This is a genomic window from Streptomyces sp. NPDC006435 (assembly GCF_040612315.1).
Lineage (GTDB): Bacteria > Actinomycetota > Actinomycetes > Streptomycetales > Streptomycetaceae > Streptomyces.
Genome location: NZ_JBEXPY010000037.1, coordinates 64,707 through 84,974 on the forward strand (window position 1 = coordinate 64,707; position 20,268 = coordinate 84,974).

The 20,268-nt window shown below is 71.2% G+C and carries 20 protein-coding genes and 2 pseudogenes; 9 read left to right on the forward strand and 13 right to left on the reverse strand.

Features of this window, described 5'->3' with window-relative positions:
- Positions 1–304: 304 nt before the first annotated feature.
- Positions 305–367, reverse strand: a pseudogene (locus tag ABZZ04_RS29580) (hypothetical protein); the annotation flags it as partial.
- A 194-nt stretch (positions 368–561) separates the two neighbouring features.
- Positions 562–1,266 (reverse strand): annotated as a pseudogene (locus tag ABZZ04_RS29585) (serine/threonine-protein kinase); the annotation flags it as partial.
- 484 nt (positions 1,267–1,750) lie between these two features.
- Between ABZZ04_RS29585 and ABZZ04_RS29590 the strand changes: the two are divergent.
- Entirely contained in the window at positions 1,751–2,638 is an 888-nt protein-coding gene (locus ABZZ04_RS29590) for a septum formation family protein (protein ID WP_356935279.1), read from the forward strand.
- Positions 2,639–3,159: 521 nt separating this feature from the next.
- Here ABZZ04_RS29590 and ABZZ04_RS29595 read toward each other — a convergent pair.
- Positions 3,160–3,357, reverse strand: a complete 198-nt coding sequence (locus ABZZ04_RS29595; protein ID WP_356935280.1) for a hypothetical protein — start codon at positions 3,355–3,357, stop codon at positions 3,160–3,162.
- Positions 3,358–3,944: 587 nt separating this feature from the next.
- Between ABZZ04_RS29595 and ABZZ04_RS29600 the strand changes: the two genes are divergently transcribed.
- Positions 3,945–4,238: a hypothetical protein gene (locus ABZZ04_RS29600; protein ID WP_356935281.1), complete on the forward strand. Its 294-nt coding sequence runs from the start codon at positions 3,945–3,947 to the stop codon at positions 4,236–4,238.
- 308 nt (positions 4,239–4,546) lie between these two features.
- On the opposite strand, the gene ABZZ04_RS29605 is transcribed toward ABZZ04_RS29600, so the two are convergent.
- Positions 4,547–5,665 carry a SpoIIE family protein phosphatase gene (locus ABZZ04_RS29605; protein ID WP_356935282.1) on the reverse strand — a complete coding sequence of 373 codons (1,119 nt, stop codon included), beginning with the start codon at positions 5,663–5,665 and terminating at the stop codon, positions 4,547–4,549.
- 578 nt (positions 5,666–6,243) lie between these two features.
- On the opposite strand from ABZZ04_RS29605, the gene ABZZ04_RS29610 reads away from it, so the two are divergent.
- The 3 genes from ABZZ04_RS29610 to ABZZ04_RS29620 are packed head-to-tail and all read left to right on the forward strand — an operon-like array spanning position 6,244 to position 7,456.
- Positions 6,244–6,735 (forward strand): hypothetical protein, encoded by a 492-nt coding sequence (locus tag ABZZ04_RS29610; protein ID WP_356935283.1) that lies wholly within the window; start codon positions 6,244–6,246, stop codon positions 6,733–6,735.
- Positions 6,736–6,744: 9 nt separating this feature from the next.
- Positions 6,745–6,912 carry a hypothetical protein gene (locus ABZZ04_RS29615; protein ID WP_356935284.1) on the forward strand — a complete coding sequence of 56 codons (168 nt, stop codon included), beginning with the start codon at positions 6,745–6,747 and terminating at the stop codon, positions 6,910–6,912.
- A 10-nt stretch (positions 6,913–6,922) separates the two neighbouring features.
- Complete coding sequence (locus ABZZ04_RS29620) at positions 6,923–7,456, forward strand: DinB family protein (RefSeq protein WP_356935285.1); 534 nt, start codon at positions 6,923–6,925, stop codon at positions 7,454–7,456.
- Between the two features lie 170 nt (positions 7,457–7,626).
- Here ABZZ04_RS29620 and ABZZ04_RS29625 read toward each other — a convergent pair whose 3' ends face one another.
- A complete protein-coding gene (locus ABZZ04_RS29625) occupies positions 7,627–8,172 on the reverse strand; it encodes a cupin domain-containing protein (RefSeq protein WP_356935286.1) in 546 nt (181 codons plus the stop codon).
- A gap of 51 nt (positions 8,173–8,223) precedes the next feature.
- Entirely contained in the window at positions 8,224–8,391 is a 168-nt protein-coding gene (locus ABZZ04_RS29630) for a hypothetical protein (RefSeq protein ID WP_356935287.1), read from the reverse strand.
- Between the two features lie 57 nt (positions 8,392–8,448).
- Between ABZZ04_RS29630 and ABZZ04_RS29635 the strand changes: the two genes are divergently transcribed.
- The 3 genes from ABZZ04_RS29635 (at position 8,449) to ABZZ04_RS29645 (ending at position 10,731) form a co-directional block, all read left to right on the forward strand.
- Positions 8,449–8,949, forward strand: coding sequence for a MarR family transcriptional regulator (locus tag ABZZ04_RS29635; protein ID WP_356935288.1), 501 nt, complete (start codon positions 8,449–8,451; stop codon positions 8,947–8,949).
- Between the two features lie 265 nt (positions 8,950–9,214).
- Positions 9,215–10,369, forward strand: a complete 1,155-nt coding sequence (locus ABZZ04_RS29640; protein ID WP_356935289.1) for a beta-eliminating lyase-related protein — start codon at positions 9,215–9,217, stop codon at positions 10,367–10,369.
- 194 nt (positions 10,370–10,563) lie between these two features.
- Positions 10,564–10,731, forward strand: coding sequence for a hypothetical protein (locus tag ABZZ04_RS29645; RefSeq protein ID WP_356935290.1), 168 nt, complete (start codon positions 10,564–10,566; stop codon positions 10,729–10,731).
- A gap of 193 nt (positions 10,732–10,924) precedes the next feature.
- Here ABZZ04_RS29645 and ABZZ04_RS29650 read toward each other — a convergent pair whose 3' ends face one another.
- From ABZZ04_RS29650 to ABZZ04_RS29665, 4 genes are all read right to left on the reverse strand, one after another.
- Entirely contained in the window at positions 10,925–12,553 is a 1,629-nt protein-coding gene (locus ABZZ04_RS29650) for an ATP-binding cassette domain-containing protein (protein WP_356935291.1), read from the reverse strand.
- A 279-nt stretch (positions 12,554–12,832) separates the two neighbouring features.
- Entirely contained in the window at positions 12,833–14,194 is a 1,362-nt protein-coding gene (locus tag ABZZ04_RS29655; protein ID WP_356935292.1) for an MFS transporter, read from the reverse strand.
- Complete coding sequence (locus tag ABZZ04_RS29660) at positions 14,191–14,775, reverse strand: winged helix-turn-helix domain-containing protein (RefSeq protein ID WP_356935293.1); 585 nt, start codon at positions 14,773–14,775, stop codon at positions 14,191–14,193. Before ABZZ04_RS29660 ends, ABZZ04_RS29655 begins: the two co-directional genes overlap by 4 nt.
- Positions 14,776–14,916: 141 nt before the next feature.
- Complete coding sequence (locus ABZZ04_RS29665) at positions 14,917–15,693, reverse strand: helix-turn-helix transcriptional regulator (protein WP_356935294.1); 777 nt, start codon at positions 15,691–15,693, stop codon at positions 14,917–14,919.
- Between the two features lie 98 nt (positions 15,694–15,791).
- Between ABZZ04_RS29665 and ABZZ04_RS29670 the strand changes: the two genes are divergently transcribed.
- Positions 15,792–16,592, forward strand: coding sequence for a sulfite exporter TauE/SafE family protein (locus tag ABZZ04_RS29670; RefSeq protein WP_356935295.1), 801 nt, complete (start codon positions 15,792–15,794; stop codon positions 16,590–16,592).
- A gap of 113 nt (positions 16,593–16,705) precedes the next feature.
- On the opposite strand, the gene ABZZ04_RS29675 is transcribed toward ABZZ04_RS29670, so the two are convergent.
- The 3 genes from ABZZ04_RS29675 to ABZZ04_RS29685 all read right to left on the reverse strand — a co-directional run bounded on the left by ABZZ04_RS29675 (position 16,706) and on the right by ABZZ04_RS29685 (position 20,121).
- The gene (locus ABZZ04_RS29675; RefSeq protein ID WP_356935301.1) at positions 16,706–17,533 is read right to left on the reverse strand and encodes a sugar nucleotide-binding protein; all 828 of its coding nucleotides are present in this window, start codon (positions 17,531–17,533) and stop codon (positions 16,706–16,708) included.
- Between the two features lie 408 nt (positions 17,534–17,941).
- Positions 17,942–19,318, reverse strand: coding sequence for a radical SAM protein (locus tag ABZZ04_RS29680; RefSeq protein WP_356935296.1), 1,377 nt, complete (start codon positions 19,316–19,318; stop codon positions 17,942–17,944).
- 149 nt (positions 19,319–19,467) lie between these two features.
- Entirely contained in the window at positions 19,468–20,121 is a 654-nt protein-coding gene (locus ABZZ04_RS29685) for a hypothetical protein (protein ID WP_356935297.1), read from the reverse strand.
- Positions 20,122–20,268 lie beyond the last annotated feature (147 nt).

Here is a 20,268-nt window from a genome sequence, read left to right on the forward strand (position 1 = left end):
GCGTGGCCGGCATGACCTCCATGCCGAAGAACAGGTCGTACACCGCCTTCCGCTCCCGTCGGCTGTACCAGGCGACGCCGCACGTGCCGCTCGACCGTCCGGACCGGTGCGTCGGTTCCTCCCCGGACAGCGCGTCGGCCTCGTCGTGGTCGCCGCGTTCATGGTGCACCTCGGCGAGGAGCCGGCGGGCCGCACCGGGGTCGGGCTGCCCGGCGGCCGCCGTGTCGAGCGCCAGGACAAGGTCCTCGTCGGTGGTCTCGCCGCGCCGCCATCGCAGCAGAGCGGCGTTGTACGTGGCGTCCACGTGCTGCGGATCGACGGCGAGCGCGGTGGTGAACGCCCTGCCCGCATCGGCCGGGCGGCCGATGCGGGCAGGGAGACCCCCCGGTTGTTGAGTTCGTCGGCCCGCAGGTCCGCGGCCGTGGGGACCGACCGCGGATACGGGGCCCCGGTCACCCGCCGGTGGGTCTCGACGAGTTCACCGGCGAACTCGGCCATGGACGCGGGCCGCGCGGCCGGGTCCGGGCTCAGGCTCCGCTCCAGCAGGTCGGCGAGCCCGCCCGGCAGGTCGGGTATGCCGGGTTCGGCCCGCACGCGCCGGATGGCCAGCGCCTCACCGGCCACGGCACCGAGCATCCAGCTGATCCCGCCGGTGAACATCTCCGGAACGGACACGGCCAGGCTGTGGACGTCGGAGCGTCGGCCCACCTGCATGCCCATCCCCTGCTCGGGCGAGGCGTAGGCGGGCATCAGACCCCGGCTGGACACCAGCACGCTCCTGTCCGCCGGGGTGCCCGTGGGCACCGGCCCCGTGGCGGTGGCCCGCGCCCGGGCCAGGCCGAAGTCGGTCACCTTCGCGACGATTCCGTCCGCGGTGGCGTCGAGCAGCACATTGGCGGGCTTGACGTCCTGGTGCACCACCCCGCGCCCGTGCGCGTGGTCCAGCCCCCGGGCCGCCTGCATCGCCACGTCGAGGATGCGGGCGAGTGCGTCGGCCGGGTCACCCGCGTACAGGCGGCGGTCGTCGATCCAGTCACGCAGGCTGCCGTCGGCGACGTACTCGGCGAACACCCGCGGAAGCCCGTCCAGAACGCGTACGCAGTGGCAGGCGCACACGTTCGGGTGCAGGCCCAGCGACACCCAGATCTCCGCCTCGGCCGTGAACAGGTCCCGTTGCGCGTCGGTACGGAAGAGTTCCGCCCGTGGGCACTTCACCGCCAGGTCGGTCGCCCACTCCAGGTGCCGGACCCGGTACACCAGGCCCATGCCCCCGCCCTCGTGCACCTGGGCGACCTCGTAACGCCCGTCCACGACCTGCCCGACCCGCCACGCCCCGTCCACCACGCCGGCTCCGGCCCTTTCTCCGCTCTCCGCATCACATCCGCGGCGGACGTCCCGTCATCACGTCCGCGGCGGACACCTCGTCCGATGATCCGCCCGCGCCGGGACCGGTGCGGTCGCCTTCGCGCAGCATTCGCCGAAGCTCCACCGCCGCGTGCGACAGCCGAACGGCCCGCGCCGGCCCGCACCAGCCTCGGACGGCGCCGCATCCGCCACGGACGACGCACCGCTTCGTCGTCCCCCGTCGGCGAGGTCGGACAACCTGCCGGCAACCCGGATACAACCCTCGTGGCCCGCCGCGAGTCAGAGATGCCGCTGATGAGGTGAAGGTCCCGCACTGTCAGGTCACAGAGATGGCATATGATGCGCGCGACCTTCATAAAGATTACTTAAATAGGATGTACACGTCATGGCAATCCACGCCTCGTATCGTTCCCTTCGCGGCATATCTGCCGTTGTCGCTCTGCTCGCGATCGGCGCGGTGGGATGCTCGGAGGTCTCCGACGCCGTCGACAGCGCCAAGGACGGCGCGAAGAAGGTGGCCCGTCAGCGCTCGGTGTTCTCGCTGGACATCGGCGACTGCTACAACCCGAACGGCAAGGCCGAGGGTACGGCGTACGCCGTCGAGGTCGTGCCCTGCGACGAGGCGCACCAGGGCCAGGTCGTCGGTGAGTTCGCCATCGACAAGGGCAAGGAGTACCCCGGCAACGACGAGGTCGCGAAGATCGCGGACAGCCGCTGCCCGGTCGAGTCGCAGAAGTACGCCCCGGACACCTGGGCGTACCCCAAGGGCGTCGCCCTCTTCTCCTACACCCCGACCAAGGAGAGCTGGGCGACCGGTGACCGCTCGGTGAGCTGCACCTACTCCGCGGAGAAGGGTACGTTCAGCGGCTCGCTGGGCACCGCGAAGTCCCTCAAGCCCGAGCAGATCACGTACCTCAAGGGTTCGAACGCGGTCTACGAGGCCCTGTGGGCGAACCAGTCCGAGAAGGACACCGTCGAGGACGACCTGGCCGGCTACAAGGCGCAGGCCAAGGCCGTCGCGACCGCCCTCGACACACATCTCAAGGGCCTGGAGGGCATCAAGGGCACCGAGGTCGGCAAGCTCCGCGCGACGCTGACGAAGGCGGCCGGGAACTGGAAGAAGGCCGCGAACGCCGCCGACGCCGACGCGTTCTACATCGCCTACGACCCGGCGTTCGGCGGCATCGACCCGAACAAGTCGGTCGCCACCCGCAAGGAGCTGGGCCTGGCCACCACCGTCCCGGCCGACGAGGCCGAGGTCTGGGCGGGCTGACGCTCCGTCGGAACGGCGGGGCGGTGTCCGCCGGGTACCCGACCGGACGGCGACGCCTCTCCCCGGTCGAGGCATGGCGCAACGCTGCGGCGGCCCGCCGCGCCCGCGCCGGCTTCGTCCGCTCCCGGGAATACAGTCACGACGAGCGACGCACGACGCGTCGCTCGTCGTGTCCGCGGGGCGTCACCGCCCGGCGGGTGCTCGGGCGAGTCCGGATCCGACCCTGGTCAGCATCTGGCCGAGGAGGTGGAGTGCCCGTGCCCGTGTCGGCACTCCGCGCGCCGTTCCCGTCCAGTGGGCGTCGGTGAGCTTCTCCGTCGCCGCGAGGTTCCGGTCCTCGTCCCGGGCCGACGGCCCGACGCCCGGACAGGGGCGGGTCGTCGGCCCTGGGCCCGTCGCGGTCAGCCGGCCCTGGCGGGCGCTTCGGTACGTTCACGGCTGCCGACGGCACGGCACGGCTCGTACGGGCGCGCCCACGAATCCTCCGCAGGCACCCGCACCGGCCGCTCCCCGTGACGGGGTCAGTCCCCGTCGTCGAACCACCGCTCGCCACATCGTCGGCAGCGGTCGCCCCACCACGGGTCGTCCCAGTCGTGCTCGGTGACCACGTTGTTGTCGGTCTCGCCACAGTGCCGACAGATCTGCACGCAGTCGCAGGGCGTGGCCCTGCGGTAGTAGGTGACGTAGTCCGGCCGCTGCTCCGCCGGCAGACTGTCCACCGGGACGAGGCGGTTCGTGTGCTGGACGACGTGTCCGTTCTCATGGCCGCAACGGCTGCAGACGACGGTCCTTCGGCACGGGCCGCCCGTGTATTGCTCGTGCCTGTACCGGTGCAGCACGGCGGACCGCCGAAGCCGGTCGCAGGACGCACACCGCCACTCGTGAAGGCACGGGGTGGCGGAGTGGTCGAGCTCGTCGGGCGTGAAGCACCGGTCCCTGTGGAGCCCGATCCGGCACAGCATGCGACGTATGAACCCGGGATGCCGGAGGGGCGAGGTCATCCGTGCGGCGCTCCCCTGGTTCGCAACCACGGCGGTCGGCGCACCGACCAGCCTCTCGCATGCACCGTAGGACGCGATTGCACGACAGCAGGTTCCCCGGAGAACGATGCGGCCCCGGTGGCCTTCGAGGAGTTCCTCACCGGGCGGCCGGGAACGCCCGGTTCCTGATTCCGTACCGCCTCCTGCCGTGGCCCACCACGACGTTCGCGGCCGGTCGGCGACGCCGTCCGGCTCCGTCACCGGTCCCTCCGGCGGGGAAGGCCGGATTCGGCGACAGCCCGCCGCCGTTCTCGTAGGATGCCTGGATGCCCAAGCCGATACGGATGAGCCGCCGCTCGTGGGTTGCCGTGTGGACGGTGCTGTGCGCGGCAGGTCTCGCCGCCACCGCCGGACTGAACGCCTCCTCGGCGCCGGAGCCGCAGCCCGAGAAGCCCGTCAGTGCCGAGTGCGCCGAGCGCATCGCGGACGTCGGGGCGCAGTTGGCCAAGGCCGGACGGGAGGACGGGGGAGACGAAGTGCTGGCCTTCTCCCGGATCCGGACCGGCACCGAGGACGACTGCCGTGACGCTCTCCACGACCACTTCCGCGGCGCCCGGTGAGCCGCGGTGCCCGGCTCACCACGATGACCGGACTGGCCGTCGCCGTCGCCGTCGCCGGGGCAATCATTGCCGTGGGCTCCGCGTCGGAACCGGAACCGGAGCCGCAGCCCACGCCTCCGCGGGTGTACTCCTCCTGCTTGGCGGCAGACACCGAACCGGTGCCTGCGGACGGCGACCCGTGCGACGGCCGCTGAAGAACGCCCGCCGCACGGCAGAGCGCCCCGCCCCGAGAGGCCACCGGAGAAGAACCGCGGATCAGCACCTGTCCATCGCAGAGCCATGAAACGCCCAATGACGAGAAGCGCCGCCTACAGCGGCACGATGACGAGGGCGGTGTCGTCCCTGACGCCCGTCGACGGCAGGAGTTCCGCCAGCAGGGCATCGGCAAGATCCTCGGCCCCGGCTCCGCAGTGGCGGGTCAGGGAGCCGGCGAGCCGGGCAAGGCCGGTGTCGATGTCCTCGTCCCGGCGTTCGACCAGGCCATCGGTGTACAACACGAGCAGTGCGCCCTCGGTAAAAGACGCCGTGGCCTGCGACCGGGAACCGTACTCGGTGCAGGCGCCGAGTGGTGGGTCGGTGGCCCGGTCCAGGAATTCGACGGTGCCGTCGCTCCGCAACAGGGCCGGCGGCAGGTGGCCTGCGCTGCTGTAGGTGATGCGGTGGGTGTTCCAGTCGATGGACGCGTTGGCCACCGTCGTGTTCTCGGCTCCCACGACGGAACGGGCGTACAGCTCCAGGATCTCCAGGGCGCGGGCCGGATCGCCGCAGGAGCGCGAGGCCGCGCTGAGAGCGCTGCGCAGTTGCCCCATGACGCTGGCCGCGGCCAGGCCGTGACCGACCACATCGCCCACGGCGATCCCGAGGCGGTCGCCCGGTACGTCCACCAGGTCGTACCAGTCGCCTCCCACCTCCAGCGCACCGACGGCGGGCCGGTAACGCACGGCGACCGGATGGCGTCCGACCGTGCGCGGTGCGGGCAGCATCGCCTCCTGCAGGCTCAACGCGACGGCGCGGGCCCGGATCAGTTCGGTGACCTCCTCCACCCGGTGCAGCAGAAGCGCGACCCGTCCGTCCGCGCCCGGGACAGGGATGTTGGTCATGCTCCAGAAGCGTGCCTCCGCCGCCCGGGGCCGGACGGTGGCGTCCGTCGGATCGAACCGCTGCAGTTCCATGGTCTCGGGCCTGCCGGTCCTGGTGACCCGACGCAGGGACTCCTCGATGTTGCGCGCCACGGCCGCGTTGGGGTGGTTCGGCTGGTCGGCGTAGTCATCGGGCATGTAATGGCCGATGACGTGCTCGCGGCTGCGGTTGATCACGCGCAGCCATTCCTCGTTGACGTCCGCGAAGAAAAGTTGTGGGGTCAGGAGGGCCACCGCCCCCGGAAGGGCCTGGAATACCGCCGTGTAGTCGATTTCTGGTTCTTTCATGGCTGTCCCGCCTGGACGCAGTGAGCCCCTCTTACACAATGTCGGACATGCGTGGCGGGCGCCTCTGGTGTACCGCTCCGAGGGCCCTCACGGGTCCGGCACCGGTACCGCGACCGGCCCGGACACCCTGCCGGGGTACGGGACCGCGGTCCCCGGGGAGCACGCGGGACCGGCCGGCACGGAAAGACCCGGCCGGCCGTTCGTCCGGGCTCGCCTTTCGGTCCCCGACGCCGGTGTGTGCCTCGAACCGGGCGCCGACTTGCGGATTCTCCGGGCGCCGAGATGCCCTCGCCCGGCTCGTGCCCGCCGGCTCGACGAACTGCACAAGAAGTGATCGGCAGAGCGGAGTTGCGGGGGCTTCCCCCTTGCCCCGTGCCGGTCGCCTTTGCCCCGTGCCGGTCGCCCGTGCCCGGTGCCGGTCGCCCGGCGAGTGCGGGGCGTGCGGCCGGGCCCATGCGGTCGAGACAGGCGACGACGTCGCACGCGGTGGAGTCGTTGTCCCTCCAGGCGTTCAGCAGGGCCGGCACGACGACGTCGGCCTCGTCGTCTCCGCCCATGTCCCACAGGGCCGACGCGGCGTGGACGAGGGTCCAGGAGTCGTTCAGCACGGCCGAATCGTTCTGCTCGTTGCGCGCGTTCCGCTCGACCTGCTCGACCTGCTCGACCTGCTCGACCTGCTCGTTCAGGATCTGCCGCAGGCGCGGCAGTACGGCTGCGGCGGGAGGGCCGATCCGGCCGGCGAGGTCGATCGCGTCGAAGTTCCGGTGGTGGTCGAGGAGGCGCTCCAGCAGTGGCACGACGGTCCCGGGGCGGCGTCCGAGTTCCCAGACGGCGCCCGCCGCGGCGGTGCGGAGGGAGACGTTGTCCGCGTCGGTGAGGGGGCGGACGAGCCGGGGCGTGAGTTCCGCGACGGACCGGGGCAGGCGGCCTCGCCGCCACCCGCCGATGGGCGTACGCATTGCCCATGGGCCGATTCAGCGAGATCCTTCACCGAGTCTTCGCATGGACGCCCGGCTCGACCGGCAGATCGCGGTATCCATTGCACCGAACAACCCCTGCCGATCAAGTGAGGCACAACCATGGCATATCTTCAGGCCGCGCTGCGGGCGCCCCTGGCCGACCGCGTCACGGCCGCAGACGCGGGCGTGCACGAGAAGCGCAGGCAGCCGCTCCCGGACACCGTCCCGGGCGCCCTGTCGCCGCTGCCGGGAACAGCCCCCGACGTCCGTCCCCGCGACGCGGCCTGAGGGGGACGGCATGCACGAACTCACCGCACTCCTGCGCGAGTACGACCGGGCCCGCGCCTACACCGACGAGCTGTGGAAGGACCTCACCCCGGACGAGGTCACCTGGCGTCCGCACGAGGACTCCAGCGCCATCGGCTGGCACCTGGGCCACCAGGCCCACGTCGCCCACTTCATGATCCGCAATCTCACCGCCGCCGAGCCCAGCCCCGACCCGGAACTCGACGGCCTCATGGACTCCGCGAACCCGGAGAAGTTCCGCGGCGCGCTGCCGACCGTCGAACGCCTCACCGCCTTCCGCGACACCGTCGCCGAACGCATCCACGCCCGTATCGGCGACATCGCCACCGGCAGAGTCGGCGCCCCCGCCCAGCTCACCGTCGTCGCCAACCACCTCCTGCTCGCACTCATCAACCACGAGTACCAGCACGACCAGTGGATCAGCGAGGTCCGCACCGACAGCCTCGGCCACGCACTCCCCTCGGACCCCGCCTCGGACTGGCTCAGCCGCATCGACGGCTACCTCGTCTGCAACCCCTGCGCCTGACCCCGGGCCACCGGACACGTCCCTGTCCGGGCGACTCATGGGCCGCATGAGCGCCGTCCCGTCCCCCGCCTCCCTCGACTTCAACGGGCCTCGACTCCGCGCCCGACGGTTTCAGCGCCTTCCACCCGACCGATCGCACCGGCGCCGCCCGTCTCAGGGCCGGGTTTGCGTCACTGCGAGCCGCGGGCCTGCCAGGACTGCGCCGCCGGTCCCTTGGCCATGTCGGTGAAGTAGCTGTCGTGGTGGACGAAGAAGGCGAGCCGTTCCTCGTCGCTCATGCCGGCGAGGTGACCGATCCCCTCGAAGTAGCCCTCCCGGGCCGCGCCGGGGGTGAACAGCATCAGGAAGTCGACCGGCTCGCCGGACTCGTTCCCGAAGGAGTGCAGGCCGCCCGGCGGCACGTGGAAGAAGTCTCCCGCCGACGCGTCGAACCATCGCCGGCCGTCGTACACCCGCAGCGTCCCGGCCACTACGTAGAACGATTCGCTCATCGTTTTGTGGAAGTGGGTGCTCGTGCCCGCGGCTTCGGGGCTCATGCGGACCCGGTAGAGGCCGAATCCTCCGCCGGTCGACTCCTTGGTGGCGAGATAATCGGTCCGCCCGCCGGACGGTGTGGTGAGGTCGGCCGGTGTGTCGGCGGAGCGGAAACCGGCGCTGATCTCTCCGTGGTCTCCGTGATAACGGGGCGGTGGGTAGTCGCTGTCCAGCCAGGACATTTCATCTCCTTGTGTCCGAAGTCGATCGCGTGCGGGCGTTCGAGGACCCGCTCAGTGCCCAAGCGCGGCCAGGAGCGGTGCGGGGGCGCCGAGGGAGACCTCCGGTCCGAGCAGTCGGCCGTCCCCGATCCGCCGGACGTGCGGTTCCCGGTCGAGGTCGCCGTCGGTGAACGCCCGGTGGACGGCCCGGACCGCCTCCATGCCGCGAGACATGAGCATCCCCATTTCTCTTACCGGTAAGATACCATTGAGAGACTCAAGTGGAAGAGGTGCCGGATGAGAGACGCCGTGGACGCGGTGATGGACGCTTGGCGCCGGGAGCGTCCCGATGTGGACATCTGGCCGGTCGGGGTGGTGGGTCGGATCCAACGGCTCGCCCGGCTGCTGGAGGCGGAGGTCCAGGACTTCTTCCGCCGACACGGCCTGGACAACAGCGAGGCCGACGTGCTGACCACGCTCCGGCGCTCGGGCGAACCCTACGAGCTGACCCCCGGCCAACTCGTCAAGGCGTCGATGGTCACCTCGGGCGCCATCACCAAACGCATCGACCGCATGGTGGCCAAGGACCTCGTCGAACGGGTCCCGGACACCGCCGACCGTCGCACGGTGCGGATCCGGCTCACCGCCCACGGTCGCCGGACCATTGACGACCTGTTCGCCCTGCACATCGCCAACGAGGCACGCCTGCTCCAGGCCCTCGACCGCGATCGGGCGGACGAACTGGCCGACTCGCTGCGCACCCTGCTGCAGTCGCTCGGCGACACCTCCCTCACCTGAGAGTGCGGAACGTGAGCACGCAAGGGCTCCGGTGCCGCGGACGGGAGCCCGAGCGCGCGCGAGCAGGTCGAGAAGGTCATCGCCCTCGACCGGCAGCGTGCCTCGTCGAGGCCGTGGCGAAGCCGAAGCAGGCCGTCCGCGTGAAGGGTCGGCCTCCAGCCGGGGCCGGCACGTGGATCGCGGCTCGTGGTCGTCATGCGTGGTCCCCGGGACGCAGTGGGAAAATTCCGGTGACGCGCCCGGTCCCGTACACAATGATCAGCGGATGACCGAAAGCCCTGGCACGGACCCACGACTTCGCAGACTGAACGCCTGGCGCGGTGCGACGCGGGTGCTCTCCCGCCTCGCCGCCGAGCACCGGATCGGCGACCGGCTGGCCGCCCTCGCCGCTGACGCAGGCAGCGTGTACGACCTGGACGACTCGGTCGACATGTACGGCGACGGCATCGTCGGGGAGCTGGAGCGGCGCACCGCCCGCGCCCTGGGCACGGAGGCCGCCGTCTTCTTCCCCACCGGCACCATGGCCCAGCAGGTCGCGCTGCGCTGCTGGGCGGGCCGCACCGGGAACCGCACCGTGGCGCTGCATCCCCGGTCGCACCCCGAGACGGACGAACGCGGCGCCTTCGAGGCGGTGAGCGGGCTGCGTACGGTGCATCCGACGGCCGGGCCCCGGCTGCCGACCGCCGACGAGATCCGTGCGCTGGACGAGCCCTTCGGCGCGCTGATGCTGGAACTGCCGCTGCGCGAGGCCGGTTTCGTCCTGCCCACGTGGGACGAGCTGACCGACGTGGTGGATGCGGCCCGGGAGCGGGACGCCATCGTGCACTTCGACGGGGCGCGGATCTGGGAGTGCACCTCGCACTTCGGCCGTCCCCTGCAGGAGATCGCGGCGCTCGCGGACAGCGTGTACGTGTCGTTCTACAAGTCGCTGGGCGGGATATCGGGGGCGGCACTGGCAGGACCGCAGTCGCTGATCGACGAGGCGAGGGCCTGGCGCCACCGTTACGGAGGGGATCTGTTCCACCAGTACCCGACGGTGCTGGGCGCGATGCTGGGGCTGGAGAGGGAGCTGCCCCGGTTGCCGGAGTACGTGGCGCACGCGAAGGTGATCGCGGCGGCGCTGGCCGAGGGGCTCGAATCGGCAGGGATGTCGTGGTTCCGGGTGCATCCCGGGGTACCGCACATCCACCGGTTCCAGGTGTGGCTTCCGTACGCCCCCGACGTGCTGACGGAAGCCTCGGTACGGCTGGCCGAGGAGACGGGGACGACGCTGTTCCACCGGTGGTTCCCGGCCCCGGGGGGACCGCCGGACATCGCGTTCACCGAAGTGACGGTGGCGGCCGAGGGCCTGGAGTGGACGGCGGAGGACGTGCTGACGGCAGTGGCCGAGTTCGCCGGCCGCCTGCCCGGGAGGCCCTGACAACACGGGGCGACGCCGAACGAGGTCCTCGACGCCCGGTCCTCCGGTCGGCGGTGACCGAGTCGCCCGGCCTGAACCGGCCGGACCCTGCCGGGCCCGAAGACCTCCGGGTGCGCCGGCGGGGTGGACGGCTCGGAGTCCCGCCGGCGTGGACCCGGCACCGGCCGTACTCGCCGGACTCGTTCCCGTGCGGGTTGCGGCCGAGGCCGGCGACGTCCGGCGGCGGGGTTCGCGCCGCGGCCCCGCTCACGGCCCCGGCCGTCACCGCCGGCCTGCACCTGTGGCGCCGCAACGCGCTGCCGAGCGTCCTCGGTGGCACCGCCACCCACCTGGGCCTGGCCGGCACGGTCTTCGCCCGCTGACCGGGAGTACCGGAGTGCCGCCGGGAGGGGCGCCGCCGGGGCCGGCGCGAGCCGACATGTCCGGCCGTGGCAGGGCGAGGACTCGGGAAACCGTCGCCCTGCCACGTTCTTCCCGACGAGCTCTTCCTGTCGAGCTCTTCCTACCGATTTCTTCGCCGGCCGCCGCGCACCGGGCCGGTCGCGGCGGGCCGCGTCAGCCGGCCATGGCTCCCACCGCCTCCGGTGTGGTCGGTGTCAGTTCTCCCTCCTCCAGCAGCAGCCACCGGGTGATGCCCAGCGAGGCGAGGAAGGCCAGGTCGTGGCTGGCCACCAGCAGCGCGCCCTCGTACGACTCCAGGGCCGTGGTGAGCTGCCGGACGCTCGCCATGTCCAGGTTGTTCGTCGGCTCGTCCAGCATCAGCAGCTGCGGCGCCGGATCGGCCAGCATCAGCGCGGCCAGCGCCGCCCGGAACCGCTCGCCGCCGGACAGGGCCGCCGCCTTCCGGTCGGCGACGGCGCCCCGGAACAGGAAGCGGGCCAGCCGCGACCTGATCAGGTTGTTGGTGGCGCCCGGTGCGAAACGGGCCACGTTCTCCGCGACGCTCAGCTCCCCGTCGAGGATGTCCAGCCGCTGCGGCAGGAACCGGGCCGGTACCTGCACCGCCGCCTCGCCCGACACCGGGGCCAGTTCCCCGGCGATGGTGCGCAGCAGCGTCGTCTTGCCCGCGCCGTTGCGCCCGACCAGCGCGACGCGCTCGGGACCGTACAGGTCGTACCCGCCGGTCACGCGCGCGCCGTGCACCATCTCCAGTTCGCGCAACGTCAGCACCGACCGGCCCGGCGGCACGGCGGTGCACGGCAGGTCGACACGGATCTCGTCGTCGTCCCGCACGGCCTCCACCGCCTCGTCGAGCCGTTCCCTGGCCCCGGCCAGCCTCTCCTCGTGCAACATGCGGTGCTTGCCCGCGGACTCCTGCGCCGCGCGCATGCGCAGCCCCATGACCATTTTCGGTTCGCGCTTCTGGTCCCACATCTTCTGCCCGTACCGCCTGCGGCGGGCCAACTTGACCTGGGCGTCGACCAGTTCGCGTTTCTGCCTGCGCAGATCGGCCTCCGCGACGCGGACCGTGCGCTCGGCGGCCTCCTGCTCGACGGCGAGGGCCTCCTCGTACGCCGAGAAGTTGCCGCCGAACCAGGTGATGCCGCCCGCGCGCAGGTCGGCGACCTGGTCCACGAGTTCCAGCAGCTCCCGGTCGTGGCTGACCACGATCAGGACGCCCGGCCAGGAGGCGACGGCTGCGTGGAGCCGTCGCCTCGCGTACAGGTCGAGGTTGTTGGTCGGCTCGTCCAGCAGCAGGACGTCCGGGCGGCGCAGCAGCAGCGCCGCGAGCCGGAGCAGCACGGATTCGCCGCCGGACACCTCGCCGACGGTGCGGTCGAGTCCGATGTGCCCGAGGCCGAGTTCGCCGAGGGCGGCCAGGGCGCGTTCCTCGACGTCCCAGTCGTCGCCGACGGTCTCGAAGTGCTCCTCGGCCGTGTCGCCGGACTCGATGGCGTGCAGCGCGGCCCGTCGGGCGGCGACGCCGAGCGCCTCGTCCACCCGCATGGTGGTGTCGAGCGTGATGTTCTGCGGGAGGTAGCCGATGGTGCCGGCCACGCGGACGGCGCCGTCGACCGGGGCGAGCCGGCCGGCGATCAGTTTCAACAGGGTTGATTTACCCGACCCGTTGACGCCGACGAGTCCGGTTCTGCCGGGTCCGAAGGAGGCGTCGAGCCCTTCGAGGACGGAGGTGCCGTCGGGCCAGGCGAAGGACAGGGACGTACAGGTGACGGAATGAGTCATACGGGGTCTCCGCGGTTGCGTGATGGTTCGGGGCAAACGCGTATCGAGACACCGGAGGCGGCGACCCGCTGTCGGCAGGGGAGAGGTGAAGCCCGGGGAGCGCGGGGAAATACCGAAAGCCCTGCTCCGCAAGGACGGCTCCGACGCCGAGGTCGCACGCGGCATCCCCACACGTACGCAGGGGGGACACGGTGTCTCAGGACCTCAGAGGAACAACGTCCTTCTCCGATCGGCGGCAACAGAAGCCCGCACAACGTAGCAGGGGGTGGGCCCGCACCGTCAACGCTTTTTTGCCGCCCCGGGCCCGGCACCGGTCAACGGCCCCCCGGATCCCTGAACGGCACTCCTCCGAACGGAATCCCGCAGTTCCGGGTGATCCGACCGGCCCGGGTGATCCGGGTCGTCGGCCGGGGCGGCGGCGGCACGCAGTGCTGCCTCGATCCGGCGGTTGCTGGTCATGGTCGACGTGACGGCGGTCATGGTGAGGAGGAGGCCGGCGGCGGCATGGAGCGGGGTGCGTACGTCGTGGGCGGTGGCCAGCCAGCCGCCGGCGAAGGCGCCGAACGGGGCGGCGCACATGGCGAGCATGCGGGAGGTGGAGGCGACCCGGCCCATCAGGTGGGCGGGGACGATCGCCTGCCGGAGGGAGGGGCCGAGCACCATCGTGGCGCCCATGCCCGCTCCGCAGACGGCGAGCGCGAGGCCGGCGACGTATGGGTTCGAGGCGGTGGCAAGGCCCAGAACGGCGAGTCCCTCGACCGCGGCCGTGCAGGTCAGCGCGGTGCCGGTGCCGAGTCGTCGGCCGAGGAAGGAGGCGATGCCCGCGCCGAGCAGACCGCCGGTGGCCTCCGCCGTGAGGAGCAGTCCGAAGCCGAGGGTGCCGAGGCCGAGTCGCTCGTGCGCGAAGAGGGCGAGCACGGTCTCCACGGCGAGGAAGGCGACGTTCCCGACCGCCGGACGCAGCGCGAGCCCGAGCAGCAGCCGGTCCCGGAAGACGTACGAGGCACCGGCCCGCGCCTGTCGCAGCAGCGACTCACGGGCCTGCGGCGCGGGCCGGGGCGTGGCGGGCAGCGACCGTACGAGCAGCGCGGAGAGCGCGAACGACACCGCGTCGGCGAGCAGCGGGAACGCCCGCCCGAGCGCGAGCAGGGCACTGCCCGCGGGCGGCCCCGCGAAGCCGGACGCGGCGGTCTGGGTGCCGCGCAGACGGGAGTTGGCGCGTTCCAGGAGCGCGGGGTCGCGGCCGAGCAGGTCCGGCAGATAGGCCGTGGCGGCCGTGTCGAAGAAGAGTCCGCCGAGGCCGAGCAGGAAGGCGACGGCCGCGAGCAGGGGGATGCTCAGCGCGTCGAGGACGGCAGCTGCCGCCGGTGTCGCGAGCAGCACCGCGCGTGCCGCGTCCGTGACCCACATCGTGCGCCGACGGTCCCAGCGGTCCACCAGCGCGCCACCGAGCACCCCGAAGAGCAGCCACGGCAGCGTACCGGCGGCCGTGACGACGGCGAGCGCCATCGGGTCCCGCGTCAACGTCAGTGCGAGCAGCGGCAGTGCGGCGTGCGACACACCGTCACCAAGCGAGGAGATCGTCTGCGCGGTCCACAGCCGCCCGAACCCGGTCGGCAACTTCCGTGCGTCCGAGGTCACTCGGCGCCCCCCTCGGTCCGCTCGGTCCGCTCGGTCCGCTCGGTCCGCTCGGTCCGCTCGGTCCGCTCGGGGGGTGCCGGGTGGAACAGTGCGAAGACGAGTGACGCGTCCGGCAGCGACGGGTCGGACAGCTTCCGGTACTCGTCCGCCAGTGCCTGCAGCCGCTCCCCCAGTTCCGCGAACTGCTCCTCGGTGAGCCGCAGATGCGCCATCCGTACGTGCCGTTCGCCTTCCGCCGGCGCGGCCTCCAGGTCCGCCACCGCGTGCCGCATCAGCACGTCCGGACCGCCCTCGCCCGGGTCCGGCAGCACGATCGACCGCGCGGCCATCGCGTAGTACCGCTCGGTGACCCCCCTGACCTTCCGCGTCCGTACCACCTTCACCAGGCCGGCCCGCTCCAGCAGCCGTACGTGGTAGCTGGAACTCCCCTTCGCGAGGCCCACCCGCTCGGCGATCTGCGTGATCGTCGCGGGCTCGAAGCGGAGCACGGCCATGATCCGGTGACGTGTGAGGTTGGAGACGGCTCGCAGTTGTTCGTCGGTGGTGACGTGGAACGTCTCGGGGAGGTCTTCAGCAGCCATGCCCCCAATGGTCAACGTTTCTTGACCATTGGGCAAGGGGTTTGCCGGGACTTCCGGAACCGGCTGCCGTCCGGCACGTGGGGCCTTCGTCCGTACTCCTGCCGGGTCGTCCCGCACCGTCCGGCACGTCCCGGGGGTCGGTCATCCGGCCTGTCCGGCGGCCCGGTAGGCGCTCGGCGGGCGGCCCAGCAGGATGCGGAAGGCGGTGGTGAACGCCGCCGGGCTGTCGTAGCCGAGGTCGGCCGCGATCCGGGTGACCGGCGTACCGGCGGCCAGCCGCCGCAGGGAGTGCACGATGCAGGCCCGTTGCCGCCACTGCGCGAAGTTCAGCCCGGTGGCGCCGCGGAACCGACGGCCCAGGGTGCGTTCGCTGACCCCCAGGGCGGCGGCCCAGCGGGCGGGCGGGTCGTGGACGTCGGGCCGGCGCAGGAACTCGTCGCACAGCCGCCGGAGTGCCGGGTCGGCGGGCAGCGGGATGTCCAGGGGCAGCGGCGCCTGGCCGGCCAGTTCGTGCAGGAGCAGGCCGACCAGGGCCGCGTCGCGGCCGTGCTCCGGGTAGAGCGGCTCCATGTCGACGGCCGCCAGGAGGAGTTCGCGCAGCAGCGGGGAGACCTCGACGACCCGGCAGCGGGCGGGGAACCACGGCACGGCGGCGGGTTCGATGTAGAGGCTGCGGGTGCTGACCCCGGGCATGGCGACCTGGTGCCGGGTCCCGGCCGGGATCAGTACCGCACGGTCGATGGGCACCGTCCAGGTGCCCTCCGCCGTCACCAGTTCCATGACGCCGGTCGCGGCGTACAGCACCTGGGCCCGGCGGTGCTCGTGGTACGGCAGCAGGTGGCCGGGCGGGTAGTCGGTGCCGATGGCCAGGACGGCACGGTCGATGGCGTCGACCTCGTCGATGTGGACGTTGCGCACACCGCCAGACTAGGACCCGGCACCGCTGTCGGATCGGCGAAGGCATCTGGCGTTCATTCGATTGCCCGCCATGCGGCCGGGTCCGTAGCGTCGTGGCAGTGCTGACCTCATACCTCGTGCTTCTTCTGTTCGGCTGCCTGACCGGGATCACCACGGTGCTCTTCGGGTTCGGCGGCGGCTTCGTCACCGTTCCCGTCGTCTACGGCCTCTGGAGCGTCACGGAGCGCTCCGGCGCCGACGCGATGCACGTGGCGGTGGCGACGTCGACGGCGGTCATGGTCGTCAACTCGGTCTTCGCCACCCTGGCGCAGTGGCGCCAGGGCCGGCTGCGCCGGGAGTACATCTGGCCGATGGCCGCGTTCGTGCTGGTCGGCGCGGTGGCCGGGTCGTTCGCGGCGACGCTGATCAGCGGCACCGTGCTGCGGGTGCTGTTCGTCGTGTACCTGCTGGTGACGATCGCCGACAGCCTGCTGCGCAAGGGCTTCCTGTCCGTCCCGCAGGACCGGGAACCGCGTCCGCCGAGCCGCCCGGTCAGGACGCTGGGCGGGGTCGGGATCGGTTCGGTCGCCGCCTGCCTGGGCGTGGGCGGCAGCGTCATGACCGTACCGCTGCTGCGCCGCCGGGGCCTGCCGATGGCCGAGGCGACGGCGATGGCCAACCCGCTCAGCGTGCCCGTCGCCGTGGTCGGCACCGTCGTCTACGCCCTCGCCGCCCCCGCCCTGCACGCCCAGGCCGGGCGGCTCGGCCACATCGACCTGTTCGCCTGCGCCGCGCTGCTCGGCGGCTCGCTGCCCACCATCGCCCTGGCCCGCCGCGCCGCGGCCCGTGTCCCGGACCGGGTGCACTCCGTCGCCTACATCACCCTGCTGGTGATCGTCATGCTCGTCATGGGGATCTGAACGGCGGGTCGAGGGTTGCCCCGTCCTCGCCGACGGGGACGGGGACGGGGACGGGGACGGGGTGAGAACTGCCGGATCCGATCGTGGTCGGGCGCGTCGCTTCGAGGATCCGGTCAGGCTCCCGTCGCCAGGAACTGCCGGGCGCCACGCAGCACGGTGCGCAGGTCGCGCCGGGTGGCACGGCTGTCGAGACGGACGTCGAGGGCCCCGGGAAGCCCGCTGGTGGCCCGGAGTCCCGCGGGCAGCCGGGAGGCGTCGAGCCCGTCGCGTCCTGCGACGAGGACTCCGAGCTCGTGGCGGCTCACGGCGTCGGCTCCCGCCAGGTGGTGGACCCCGTTCGCGTCGCCGGTCGCGAGTTCCAGCAACGCGGCGGCCAGATCGGTGACGTGGACGGGGCAGCGGATGTCGTCGGTGAACAGGGCGCCGTCCCGGACACCGGCCGCGAGGTCGTGCACCAGACGTACGTGCTCGGACCGCCGGTCGCCGATGATCAGCGAGGTGCGAGCGACGACTGCGTCCGGGTGCACGAGGCGGACGCCCGTCTCCGCCGCGGCCTTGGCCGCGCCGTAAGGGGTGACGGGATCGGGCGGACAGCTCTCGTCGTAGTGGACGCGGGCGCCGGAGAACACCGCGTCGCTGGACACGTGGACCAGGCGGCAGCCGTGCTTCGCCGCGGCCATCGCCAGACGGACGGGGCCCTCGGCCGTGACCGCCCAGTCGGATCTGCCGCTCGTTGCGTCGATGACGAAGCACGGGCCGACCTCGGCCACGACTGCCTCGACGCGCTCGGGGTCCCGCAGGTCGAGGGCGTGCCACGCGACCCCCGGGATGTTCCCCGGCCCGGTCGCGAAAGTGGCGGCCGTCGTGTTCCCGGCCGCCACCGCCCGGCGCACCAGCTCGGCGCCCAGAAACCCGCTGCCGCCGACGATCAGTGCCGTCAGTGCCTGCGTCCGAACCTTGGATCCGGGCATCTCTGCCTCCTGGGCTGATCGGACGTCCGAGGGCATCAGGGAAGTCGCGAGACGGTTCCTCGGAGGCTCCGGCTCGCGGTTGTCCTCGGAGGCTCCGGCTCGCGCGGGGTCCTGCTCGGTTGCCTGCCGTTGCAGACGGTAGCGGCAGGACCGGCGGTCGCGGAAGCGTGTGGCAACGGAGCCGAGTGGAGTCGGCCGGGCCGAATGCCCGGAGCACGGGACCGGCCTCACGGAGGACATCTGCGTCCCCTGCCGGCCCTTGAAGACCGACCTGCGGACCTCGCCGGGGTGGCCGTCGACGAAAAGTTCCTGCGCCGCGCCCGTGGAGGGCGGAGCGCATGAAACAAAGCCGCCTTCGCCCCGTTGGCGGACTCACGATCACAGGAGGAAGTGCTCCAGGTAGTCATCGCCCACGGCAGCCGATTGGCGCAACCTTCCGATCTCGCGCTTCCGTATGACAGCCGGATTGATCCTGTGGAATTTCTCGAGTTCCTCGACCACCCACCGCCGGCGGCCCGGGTCCCCCTGCCATACGCGGTTCGCCTGAAAAGTCGACGTGCGCGCCCAGTCCTCGGTGGGAACCTGATCGTAGGACTTCTCCCCCGGGAACACGGTGTCGAACAACTCCGTTCCCGGATAGGGCATGTAGAAGTGGTGGGACTGATAGGAACCACCGGTCTTGACATCCAGCAGGGTTTCCGCCAGCTCCAGCGTCGCCTGCGCCTGCGCATCGCTCTCGCCGGGCAGGTCGTGGATGAAGCTCATCTGGACCTCTATCCCGGCCCTGTCGAGCGCCATCACCGCCTGATGGTGGAAGCCGGCCGTGGCACTCTTCTTGAGAGATTTCAGCTGATCGTCGTCACCGGATTCGATGCCGATGAATATTTTTCGGAACCCGGCGGCCCGAAGCCGGCTCAAGGGAATGATCTTCTCGATCTCCAGCACGTCACGGGACCGCATGTTGCACAGGATGGGAACGCGACTTCCGGCCAGGATCAGCGCCTCCGCCAGGGCTGCGACCCGGGCGGGCTGACTGGAGATGTTGGGGTCGACGAACGAGATCATCCTGGGGCGGTAGAGGGCGTCGAGCCGCTGCATGTCCTGGACGACGCGCTCGACCGAGAAACCCCTCCAGCGGCGCAGACTGTGAGCGGGTTCCGCACAGAACGTGCAGGCGTACGGGCACCCGTAGGAACTGATGTACTGAAGAGTCTGCCTGCCCGGCACGTAGTACTTGTGCACATCGACGAAGCTGTAGTCCATGGGCGGAAGTTCGTCCAGGAAATCTATCTTCGTCCGCCGGTTCTGCCTAATCTTCCCGTTTTCGTCCCGGTAGGACACATTGGGGACATCGCCTATGTCGACCGTTCCCGCCAAGTGATCGAGGATGCCGATGAGTGCATGCTCCCCGTATCCCTGGACAACAAAATCGGCCCATCCCTCGCCGATGATCTTCCGATTGGCCAGCGTACCGTGGTACCCGCCCCAGATGATCGGCTTCCGGATGCCCCGGTTCCGCAGTTCCTTGAGCAGGACCAGCACGGCGTTGATCGAGGGCCCCGTATAGCTGGAGACGCCCACGACGTCCGCCTGTTCGGCGAGCTCCACACACCGGTCGAGCCACTGTGCGTCGACCTGTCCGTCGACGATGTCGGCCTGGTGCCCGCAAGTCTTCGCGTAAGTGGCGAGTGCCAGGAGGTTCAGGGGGAGGTAGGGCTCCGGACCTTTGATGTTGCTGAACAGAAGGATGCGCATGGGGAACTCCGTATAGAGGTTTCGGCCTACTGAGCTTCCTCAGCAGATCCATTCGTCCAGCATTTCGGCATGGGTCCGGAAGGCTTCACATGCCCATTCGATGGTTGCGTCGATCCGTGCGGTCCGGGTGTTCTTCGGCCGTGGGGAACTCAGCCGTTCGCCGACAGCTGCTCCAGGCGGTGCGACGCCCCGGCCGGCCGGTGCAGAAGAGCAACCTCGTCCGGCAGTTGGAGATGCGGATCGGTCTGCCCCTTGTCCAGAAGCTTTCGGAACGGGGTGCCGGGTTGGGCCCACAGGACGGCGGTGACGTACGGGTTCGCCATGAGCGTCGGGCATTCCACCCGCTGCCAGGTGTTCCCTTTCCTGACGACGTCGCCGAAAATGATCCGTACCTCGCCTCGTGCGGCTTCGGAGAATCCCATGGAAGCATTTCTCCAGAAGGCCGCCGCCCTCTCGGAGTAGTCGGAGTAGTACGGGGTCGGCAGGTTGAGATGCTCGATCAGCATCATCATCGTCTGCCCGCCGTACTTCCTGGCAGTGGCCTTCGCCGATTCCTCGACCGGTTTCCCTCCGTAGGTGCCGCAGTAGTACCACAGCGCGGTGGGGTCGCCGTGTTTCACGGCGTTCCGCATCTGCTTCCTCGTCGCCCACTCGGAGAAGTCGTCCGTCTGCCCGGGCAGAACGATGCCGCCGCCGTTGGTCGGCCCCTCGTCCGCGAATGGAACCGACTCCCCGACCGGCTCGGCCCTGATGGCCTCAGCGGGGCCGAGCAGAGGGATCGGCGGCTTCGGGCGGGTGTCCATGGCGGCAAGTCCGGTTCTCGGCAATGCCTCCCTGCGGGTGTCCGGCGGGACAAGGAGGCGGAGGAGGCGTGGGACCGGCCGGGGGGGGGGGGGCGGGGGGGCCCCCCCCCCCCCCCGGGGGGGGGGGGGGGGTGGAGGGGCTCCCAC

Bases quoted from the DNA above. Each gene is read 5' to 3' on its own strand.
- ABZZ04_RS29615 (WP_356935284.1), top strand. From the start codon at position 6,745: ATGGCATATCTTCAGGCCGCGCTGCGGGCGCCCCTGGCCGACCGCGTC.
- ABZZ04_RS29605 (WP_356935282.1), bottom strand. From the start codon at position 5,665: ATGAAAGAACCAGAAATCGACTACACGGCGGTATTCCAGGCCCTTCCG.
- ABZZ04_RS29685 (WP_356935297.1), bottom strand. From the start codon at position 20,121: ATGGACACCCGCCCGAAGCCGCCGATCCCTCTGCTCGGCCCCGCTGAG.
- ABZZ04_RS29680 (WP_356935296.1), bottom strand. From the start codon at position 19,318: ATGCGCATCCTTCTGTTCAGCAACATCAAAGGTCCGGAGCCCTACCTC.
- ABZZ04_RS29640 (WP_356935289.1), top strand. From the start codon at position 9,215: ATGACCGAAAGCCCTGGCACGGACCCACGACTTCGCAGACTGAACGCC.
- ABZZ04_RS29600 (WP_356935281.1), top strand. From the start codon at position 3,945: ATGCCCAAGCCGATACGGATGAGCCGCCGCTCGTGGGTTGCCGTGTGG.
- ABZZ04_RS29620 (WP_356935285.1), top strand. From the start codon at position 6,923: ATGCACGAACTCACCGCACTCCTGCGCGAGTACGACCGGGCCCGCGCC.
- ABZZ04_RS29630 (WP_356935287.1), bottom strand. From the start codon at position 8,391: ATGCTCATGTCTCGCGGCATGGAGGCGGTCCGGGCCGTCCACCGGGCG.
- ABZZ04_RS29635 (WP_356935288.1), top strand. From the start codon at position 8,449: ATGAGAGACGCCGTGGACGCGGTGATGGACGCTTGGCGCCGGGAGCGT.
- ABZZ04_RS29650 (WP_356935291.1), bottom strand. From the start codon at position 12,553: ATGACTCATTCCGTCACCTGTACGTCCCTGTCCTTCGCCTGGCCCGAC.
- ABZZ04_RS29660 (WP_356935293.1), bottom strand. From the start codon at position 14,775: ATGGCTGCTGAAGACCTCCCCGAGACGTTCCACGTCACCACCGACGAA.
- ABZZ04_RS29590 (WP_356935279.1), top strand. From the start codon at position 1,751: ATGGCAATCCACGCCTCGTATCGTTCCCTTCGCGGCATATCTGCCGTT.
- ABZZ04_RS29625 (WP_356935286.1), bottom strand. From the start codon at position 8,172: ATGTCCTGGCTGGACAGCGACTACCCACCGCCCCGTTATCACGGAGAC.